7 protein-coding genes are annotated in these 8,829 nt (G+C 66.3%); 4 read left to right on the top strand and 3 right to left on the bottom strand.

All coding sequences use genetic code 11. The features are described from left to right. Positions 1-132 precede the first annotated feature (132 nt). Together GSQ89_RS05030 and GSQ89_RS05025 are read left to right on the top strand one after the other, a co-directional pair. The gene (locus tag GSQ89_RS05030) at positions 133-762 is read left to right on the top strand and encodes an IS1595 family transposase (protein ID WP_371734216.1); all 630 of its coding nucleotides are present in this window, start codon (positions 133-135) and stop codon (positions 760-762) included. 203 nt (positions 763-965) lie between these two features. Continuing rightward, the gene (locus tag GSQ89_RS05025; RefSeq protein ID WP_158923056.1) at positions 966-2,009 is read left to right on the top strand and encodes an IS110 family transposase; all 1,044 of its coding nucleotides are present in this window, start codon (positions 966-968) and stop codon (positions 2,007-2,009) included. Positions 2,010-2,953: 944 nt separating this feature from the next. Here the strand turns inward: GSQ89_RS05025 and GSQ89_RS05020 are convergent. The 3 genes from GSQ89_RS05020 to GSQ89_RS05010 are packed head-to-tail and all read right to left on the bottom strand — an operon-like array spanning position 2,954 to position 5,296. Beyond that, entirely contained in the window at positions 2,954-3,286 is a 333-nt protein-coding gene (locus GSQ89_RS05020) for a hypothetical protein (protein WP_158922644.1), read from the bottom strand. After that, positions 3,287-4,390: a hypothetical protein gene (locus tag GSQ89_RS05015; RefSeq protein WP_158922642.1), complete on the bottom strand. Its 1,104-nt coding sequence runs from the start codon at positions 4,388-4,390 to the stop codon at positions 3,287-3,289. 60 nt (positions 4,391-4,450) lie between these two features. Beyond that, positions 4,451-5,296, bottom strand: a complete 846-nt coding sequence (locus GSQ89_RS05010) for a VOC family protein (RefSeq protein ID WP_158922640.1) — start codon at positions 5,294-5,296, stop codon at positions 4,451-4,453. A gap of 171 nt (positions 5,297-5,467) precedes the next feature. Between GSQ89_RS05010 and GSQ89_RS05005 the strand changes: the two genes are divergently transcribed. Next, complete coding sequence (locus tag GSQ89_RS05005; protein WP_158922638.1) at positions 5,468-6,208, top strand: SDR family NAD(P)-dependent oxidoreductase; 741 nt, start codon at positions 5,468-5,470, stop codon at positions 6,206-6,208. Between the two features lie 224 nt (positions 6,209-6,432). Beyond that, a complete protein-coding gene (locus tag GSQ89_RS05000; RefSeq protein WP_158922636.1) occupies positions 6,433-8,769 on the top strand; it encodes a xanthine dehydrogenase family protein molybdopterin-binding subunit in 2,337 nt (778 codons plus the stop codon). The last annotated feature ends 60 nt before the right edge of the window (positions 8,770-8,829 follow it).

The raw sequence follows: 8,829 nt of genomic DNA, 5'->3' as shown, positions 1-8,829 counted from the left end.
CAGCCTTCGTTTCGGTGGCACGAGCCGGATGATGCGAGAGTATCAAGTCCGGATCTGTGAGCGGCTCGGGGTGAGACTCCCCGGGCCGACTCGGCAGAGCATGCTGGCGTTCTGCCGCGACCTTGATGTGCAATACAAGACGGCGTTTGTGCTGGCGCACAACTGCGTGAAGCCATGGCGTCCAGCACCAAGGCGCTACGTATCGGCGGCGAGGGACGGGCAGCCGAGATCGACGGCGCTTATTTCGGTGGCCATATCCGGCCGGAGAACCTGGCCGCCGACCGGATCGACCGCCGGCTAGCCGAGAACCGGTCGGGCAAGCGTCAGGTTGTCGTAGCCATGCGCGAGCGCGGCGGGCGCACGTTGGCGCAGGTGTTTGCTGCCGAGGCGCACGCCGTCGCGGCCGTCCGGCTGCGGATCGTCAAGGGCACCACGGTGCATGCCGATGAGAGCCCCGCCTGGAACCCGTTGCACGCCAGCTTCGCCATGCAGCGGATCAACCACCAGGAGGGCTACAGCATCGACGGCGCCTGCACCAACGGTGCCGAATCCTACTTCTCCCGTCTGCGTCGTGGCGAACTCGGACATCACCACCACATCGCCGGACCGTACCTTGTCCGCTACGCCCAGGAGGCGGCCTGGCGCGAGGATCTGCGCCGCGTCAGCAACGGCGAGCAAGTCTACGGCGTGGTCGGGTTGGCGATGCGGTGCAAGCCGTCGGTTGATTTTTGCGGCTACTGGCAACGCGCGCAGGCCGCCTAGACCGTGTTTCGTTCGGGGCTTCTCCCGAACGGCCCGAAACACGGATTAGATCAGCCGCCAACTGACGACGCCTGCGGCCTCGACTCGCGCGATCGTCGTCTTCGCTCGGTTGAGCGACCCGAGCAGATGGGGTGGACGGCCCCAACGGCATCGATGTGCCAAAGTGCGGGTTGTCAGAACCTGCAACAAGGGAGCCGCCCGCCATGAGCATTAGCATGATCGGCCTGGATACAGCCAAGTCTGTGTTCCAAATCCATGGGGTGAACGAGACTGGAAAGGTCGAGATCAAGCGTAAATTGCGCCGCAGCGAGTTGATCGCGTTCTTCGAGAAACAGGAAAGTTGCACGGTGGTAATGGAGGCCTGTGGCGCCGCGCATCACTGGGCGCGGATGTTCACCGGCCTCGGTCACACAGTGAAGTTGATTGCCGCCGAAGCGGTCAAACCTTTCGTGAAGAAGGGCAAGAAGAACGATGCGGCTGACGCCGCAGCGATCTGCGAAGCCGCCTCCCGACCCGATGCTAGGTTCGTGCCGGCCAAGACCATACAGCAGCAGGGCATCCTGGCCTTGCACGCGGCTCGGTCGCTGTTGGTCAAACAGCAGACAACGCTGGCGAACGCCATGCGCGGCCTAGCTACGGAATTCGGCGTCACCGTTCCAAAGGGCATACGAAAGCTCGACGAACTGATGACACTTGTCAATACGGACGAGACCATTCCCAAACAGGCCAAACAGGCGATTACCGGGCTGCATGACTACCGCAACGATCTGAGTGAAGGGATCGAAACCTTCGAAGCCGAGATCGTTGCGCATGCCCGCACCGATGAGACCGCCCGCCGTCTGGCGACGATCCCCGGCATCGGTCCGATTACCGCGTCGCTGATCACGGCGACGGTGGTGGATATCGGTCTGTTCAAATCGGCACGGCAATTCGCCGCCTGGCTTGGCTTGGTGCCGCGGCAGAATTCCACCGGCGGCAAGACGCGCCTCGGACGGATCACCAAGACGGGCAACCGGGAAGTCCGCAAACTGCTGGTGCTCGGTGCCACGTCGATGGTCTGCCGGGCCGATGGCTGGAACAGCGCGGTCGGCGCCTGGCTCCGAACCATTCTGGAGCGCCGTCCCGTCAGGTTGGTGACGGTGGCACTGGCGAACAAGATGGCGCGCATCGCTTGGGCGGTGATGACGCGCAAGGAGGTCTATCGTCCGAAGGGTGGTGTCGCGGTCGCAGCGCAAGCGACTGCATGATGCTTTCCCGCAGGATGGCAGGCGGCGGGCGCAAGCCCGCTTGATCCGGCAGGAAGCGCTGAACAGCGTGATGGGAAAGGCTGTGGTCAATTCAACAGCTCAGGCAATACCGCAGAAAACGCTGTGCCACGAGCACGCCGTAGCAGATTGGTGCCTGACACGTAAGCGCACACCCATGATGGCCAGCGGCGAACGCCGCGATATAGGCCGGACATAAGGACGCGACTGACCGGATCTTTTACCAGCGCCGCTCAGCGGCTCATATAGGAACGCGATTGCACTGGTGACACGTCACGGGATAACAAGCCCGGATGCCAGGACCACCACCCCGCGGCGATCACGCCGCGACCCCTGCCGAGCGATCCGCGGCCTACAGGGCGCGGCGCAAGGTTGCTGCCGCGGCTGCGCCGGCGAGGCCGCCGGTGGTTGTCCGATATCGCAGGCCTGCCGATCGGCGCAGCCGGCCGGAACGGTGGGCTGACGCAGTGCAGACGTTGGCGGACATGCTGGACCAGTTTCAGGAGTGGCGGGCCAACCTACCCTCCAGCTTGGCAGACAGCCCGACAGCGGAAGCGCTCGACGCCGTGCTGGAGTTGCGTGATCATGTTGAAGATCTTCAGGCAGTCCAGCTGCCGAGAGGCTTCGGACGGGACTGACGGCGCTCATCAATGGAGCTACAAAACACGCCTTTTCAGTGCTCATAAGAATTGACCTGGCTTCAAGGGCCGCCGGACAAGCGCGAAACGGCTATTTTTGATGGTCTCTCGGCTTGTGGCCGACTTCAAGCCCGGCGTCTGTGACGCCCGGCTTCGCGGCTACGGGGCTTGACCTCGGCCACAAGCCGAGAAGCGGGCTTACATGCCGTCGACGGTTCGTTCTGTCCGGTGTCCCAGGGCGGGACAGAGTGAGGTGCTTAGGCAAAGTAAGTAAGTGAACAGGGCTTGTCACCTCCGGGCCGTCCACATAAGTGTTTTCTGTTCGGGCCGCCAGCGTGCCGCCGGCACGAACAGCCGATCCAGCGGATGAAACAACAGCCTGGCGAAGCGCAGCGGCCGCGGCGGCCGCAACCGAACCAGCCGCGGACGGATCGGCGCGATCAGTTGGTCGATCGGCCCGCGGTTGATCATCGCATCCACGATCGCCACAACACGCACGATCCGCGGGTCCTCGGCGTCCCGCACCGTCCGAGCCAGGGCCTGGATCTCGGGGGGCCGCGCGACAACCGGCACGGCCGAACGGATCGCGGGCAGCCGCGTCTCGATCGGTTCCTCCGCCATTCAGGTGCTCATGGCGAGCAGCTTCTCATTGCGCTCGATCAGGGCGAATGCCGAACCACCGGTGCGCCAGCCGTCCTCGCGGCTGGTGACCCGGCAGGCCTGCCGCATCGTGTCGGCGTGGATAGAGATATCGGCCCATGCCGCCACCTCACGCGGCAGCACGGGGATCAGCGGCGCCATTTCCAGCAGTGCCACCCGCCGCGACACCAGCGGATTGGCCGACAGCCACAGCAGCGCCACGCGCTCCCACCCGTCCAGCAGCCACTCGCAGCGCATGGCCGTCGCCCGCACGCCGGCCGCATCGGCGATCCATTGCTTCAGCACCGCCAACGGATCGGTCACGGCCGATCGAGTGGCCGCCAGCGCCGCCTCTCCGCTATCGCACGCCCGCCGTATGGCGACCGCGATCGCCCGCCCCAGGCCGCCGATATCGTTGCCGGGATCGGCGGCCAGCCACTGCAACAAATCGGCCAGCGTGTCCCGTAGCCGGGTCAGCAGGCGCGGGATGCGGGCAGCGCGATCGCCGGCGGCGATCCCCGCCGGAGCGAACAGCGCGGCGATCGCCGCCAGGCAGAATGTCAGTTGCAAGCCCGACCGGCCGAGCCATGGCGCGATCCGGTACAGCGCCGCGCGGGCGCGCCGTTCGATGTCCACCGGCTGTTCGGGTGGCGGATCGTCGGAGTCCAGTTGCGCCACCAGTCCGGTCGACAACAGGAAGTGGGCAAGCAGTTGCTGGGAGCGTCCATAGGCGAGCGCGGCCTCGGCCGCCGCCACGACGCCGCGCCCGGCATGGCCTGCCAGCGCGACCTCCAGCGTCGCCTCGCGAACCTGGGCGGGATTGATCGCCGGGACGCGGGACAGCCGCCGGAACAGCATCGTGTCATGGACGGTGGGCCGGCACAGCGCCCGGACACCCGGCCAGTGCAGGATGTAAATTCCGTCGCTGCCGGACGGGTTCGGCAGCACCAGCTCGATCCCATCGCGCTGCGACGCCCGCACCCTGGCACCGGCCAGCATCGGCGTCGTGAAGGGCACGGCGACACCCCGGCTGGCGAACGTCGCCGGGTGATGGAATTCGGCCAGGGGAAGGGTGGTGCCGGTCACACCGGCAGGATGGCCATCAATAGGTGAAGGAAAGGTTACCGGCCGTCCAGGTCGTCCTATTCAGACGCTGAATTCGATCGTCACCCCGAACGCCTCGGGCGCCGGCACCAGCACGCTGGTCCCGATCCGGTCCCAGCCCTTCACCCCGCCAGCCTCCAGCGCCGTCTCCACCGCGTCCAGCGACAGCGTGCGGATCGTCAGCGCAGCCATGTAATCCCGCCGTCCCCGGCTGTCGGGCGCGGCGCCGCCGAACATCTCCCAGATCGCCGCCGGCGTGACCACGTCGAACCGCGACAGTCCTAGGATCAGCGAGCAGCCGTCATCGGTCGGGCGAACCGAGCGGGGGCCGAACATGCGGGTGAACAGGCCGCCCAATGTCCGTGGGTCCTCGGCCGCGATCACCGCTCGGGCGATCCCCACGGCGCCGTTGGCATGATGCCGCCATTCGTCGCGCCAGACCGCGTCGCGGGTCAGGTGCTGGCAGAAGTAGAACCGCCCCGCCGGCGTCGCCGCGTTCTGCAGCCGCGTCGTCCGGAACACCGCGTCACGCGTCGCATCGCCGATCTGCACGGGGCGGGAGAACTGCTGAGGCGCGTCGATCGGCACCCCGTTGCCTTCCAACGCCTGATGTGTCGCGGTGGCGTCCTCCGAACCGAACACCAAGCCGTTCAGGCCGAAGGGCGCGCTCATGATCTCCGGCCGGCTGTCGTCGCCGGGTTTGACGGCGATCAGCTCCAGATAATCGGTGCCGAACATCGCCAGGTGATTCATCGACCCCAGCGTATGATAGCCCCGAGGCGTCAGTGTGAACCCCAACCGGCGATACGTATCCGCCGCATCGTCGATGCGGTCGCGCGCGTTGACGACGACGTGGTCCAGTGTGGGAACGGGAAGCTCAGATGGCATGCCGGAAGATCCTGATCGCGGGCGATCCGCCATCGTCTGACAGGATTGACAAACAGGGCAAGGATAATGCGGATAGGATATCGTGAATGTCTCACGTGTCCGCACGGCCACGGCTGGGATTACGGCGGGCATAACCCCGGCTAGGGACATCAACAGCAAAGGATCGGGACCATGTCGGACGCCCAGGAACGTGTTCTGCTGCTGACCGGCGCCAGCCGCGGCATCGGCCATGCGACTGTCAAGCGCTTCAGCAGCGAGGGCTGGCGGGTGCTGACGATTTCCCGCCATGCGTTCGACCCGCGCTGCCCGTGGCCGGGCGGCGAGCGCAACCACATCCAGATGGACCTGTCCGACGTCGGCACCGTCCAGGCGTCCCTGCCAGAGATCAAGCGGATCAGCGGCGGCCGCCTCGACGCGCTGATCAACAACGCCGCGATCTCCCCCAAGCATTCGGACGGCCGCAAGATCACCAGCCTGGAGATGGCCTACAAAGACTGGCTGCACATCTTTAACGTGAACTTCTTCTCCGCCATCCTGCTCGCCCAGGGTCTCAGCGACTACCTGATCGAATCCAAGGGCAGCATCGTCAACATGACCTCGATCGTGGGCTCCCGCGTGCACCCGTTCGCCAGCGCCGCCTACGCCACCTCCAAGGCCGGCCTGGCCGCCCTGACCCGGGAAATGGCCAACGACCTGGGCCGCCACGGCGTGCGGGTGAATGCCGTCTCCCCCGGCGAGATCGACACCGCAATCCTGTCCCCCGGCACCGAGGAAATCGTCAACCGCGAAATCCCCCTCCGCCGCCTCGGCAAGCCGAACGAGGTCGCCGACCTGCTGTATTTCCTCTGTTCCAACCAGGCGATGTACATCAGCGGTTCCGAAGTCCACATCGACGGCGGCCAAAGGGTCTGAGCGTGATCGCCTGACGCCGCAGGCGGGAAGGCGTGAATCACGCGAACTGACATAACGACCCCCCTGTCCAACACCGACACCCACCCCATCTTCACGCCGACCCCACCAAGCCGCGCGTGACCGGCGACCGCCGCCCGACCCCCATCGTCATGGCGGGCGCAGGCCCGCCATCCACGCCTTGCGGTGTGAACCTCGAACCCGAAGACCCACGGAGACCACGACGCATGCCAGACGGATCGACCATCGGACGCTTCGGCAGCGGCCGCGAGGTGCGCCGCATCGAGGACGCCGGTCTGCTGGCCGGCGCCGGCCGTTTCACCGACGACTTCACCCTGCCCGGACAGGCCCACCTGGCCTTCCTCCGCTCCCCGCACGCCCACGCAAGCATCGTCTCCATCGACACCACCGCCGCCGCTGCCATACCCGGCGTGCGGGCAATCCTGACCGGAGCCGACCTCGCCGCCGCCAACGTCCAACCGCTGCCGGTCGCTCCGATCTTCACCCGCCCCGACGGCTCACCCGGCGCCACGCCGCTGCGCCCGGCTCTCGCGCAAGGAACCGTCCGCTTCGTCGGCGAAGCCGTCGCCGCCGTGATCGCCGAAACCGCCGAACAAGCGAAAGACGCCCTGGAAGCCATCCTGGTCGACTACGACGAACAACCCGTCGTCACCGAACTGGCCGAGGCCACCGCCGAGGGCGCCCCCCTGGTCTGGCCCGCCGCCACCGGCAACATCGCCGCGCAGATGAAGCACGGCGACCCGGCCGCATCCGACGCCGCCTTCGCCAAGGCGGCCCACATTGTCAGCCTCGACCTGGTCAACCAGCGCCTGGTGCCGACATCGATGGAACCACGCTGTTCGCTCGCCAGCTACGACCGTGACACAGAACGCCTGACACTCCGTCTGTCCAGTCAAATGCCCTCCGGCGCCCGGGACACGCTCTGCAACGCCCTCGGTCTCCCCACCGAAAAAGTCCGTGTCGTCGTCGGCGATGTCGGCGGCGGCTTCGGCATGAAGACCGGCCTCTACCCGGAGGACATCGTCGTCGCCTACGCCGCCCGCCAAATCGGCCGCCCGGTGAAATGGACACCGACACGCATCGAGGAATTCCTCTCCTCCACCCACGGCCGCGACGTCGAAAGCCACGCCGAACTCGCACTCGACGCCGACGGCAAGGTGCTGGCCTACCGCATCCGCTCGCTCGCCAATGTCGGCGCCTATGGCAGCACCGTCGGCATCATCATCCAACTGATGATCGGCCCGTGGGTCTCCACCAGCATCTACGACATCCGCACCATCGATTTCGACCTGCGCGCGGTGCTGACCCACACCGCCCCCACCGCCGCCTATCGCGGCGCCGGCCGGCCGGAGGCGATCTACCTCATCGAGCGCCTGTTCGACGCCGCCGCCCGCCAACTCGACCTGGATCCCGCCGAAATCCGTCGCCGCAACCTGATCCGCCCTGACCAGATGCCCTACACCAACGCCATGGGCCAGGTGTACGACAGCGGCAATTTCGGATCGATCCTGCACCAGGCCCTGACCCTGGCGAAATGGGACGATTTCCCCGCACGAGAAGCCGCCTCGCGCACCCACGGCAAATTGCGCGGTCGAGGCCTCGCGTCCTTCCTGGAATGGACCGGCGGCAACGTGTTTGAGGAACGCGTCACCGTCTCGGTCTCCGGCGACGGCGAAATCGAGGTCTACGCCACCACCATGGGCATGGGGCAGGGGATCGCGACGTCCTACGCCCAACTCGTCGTCGACGTCTTCGGTGTGGAACTCGACCGCATCCGTATCGTCACCGGCGATTCCGACCGCGGATCAGGCTTCGGCAGCGCCGGGTCACGCTCGCTGTTCACCGCCGGCTCCGCCATTCATCACGCCTCCGAAACCGCCGTCGCGAACGGCCGAGACCTCGCCGCCGAGGCCTTGGAAGCCTCCGCCGCCGACATCGAATACGCCGAGGGCATGTTCCGTATCGCCGGCACCGACCGTGGCATCGGCCTGTTCGAGCTCGCTGCCCGCCAACCCGACAACCGTATCTACGTCGACTCGACCAGCTCCGTGAACGGCCCAAGCTGGCCGAACGGCGCCCATATCACCGAGGTCGAAGTCGATCCCGACACCGGCGCCGTCGAAATCGTTTCCTACGTGTCAGTCAACGACGTCGGCCGCGTGGTCAACCCGATGATCGTGCGAGGCCAACTCGACGGCGGCGCGGTGCAAGGCATCGGCCAGGCCCTGGGCGAACACATGCAATACGACCACGAATCAGGCCAGGTCATAACCGCCAGCATGATGGACTACTTCATGCCGCGCGCCGACATCATCCGAGACTTCGTCCACGTGCTGGACCAGTCGGTCCCCTGCCTGACCAACCCGCTGGGCGTCAAAGGCGTCGGCGAACTCGGCACGATCGGCGCCACCCCGGCAGTGGTCAACGCCGTCGCCGACGCCCTGACCCGCGCCGGCCACGCCAACAGCGCAACCCACATTCAGATGCCGCTAACACCAGCCACCGTATGGGCCGCTCTCCAGCCATCCCGCAAAGCCGCATAACACCAATCAACGTCATCGCAGACTCGTCGGCACCGCCACACAACCGTCATGACGGATGCA

This window comes from Acidisphaera sp. S103, from assembly GCF_009765975.1.
Classification (GTDB): Bacteria; Pseudomonadota; Alphaproteobacteria; order Acetobacterales; family Acetobacteraceae; genus Rhodopila.
The sequence above is the reverse complement of the archived record's forward strand: the minus strand, read 5'-3'. Positions and strand labels throughout refer to the sequence as shown.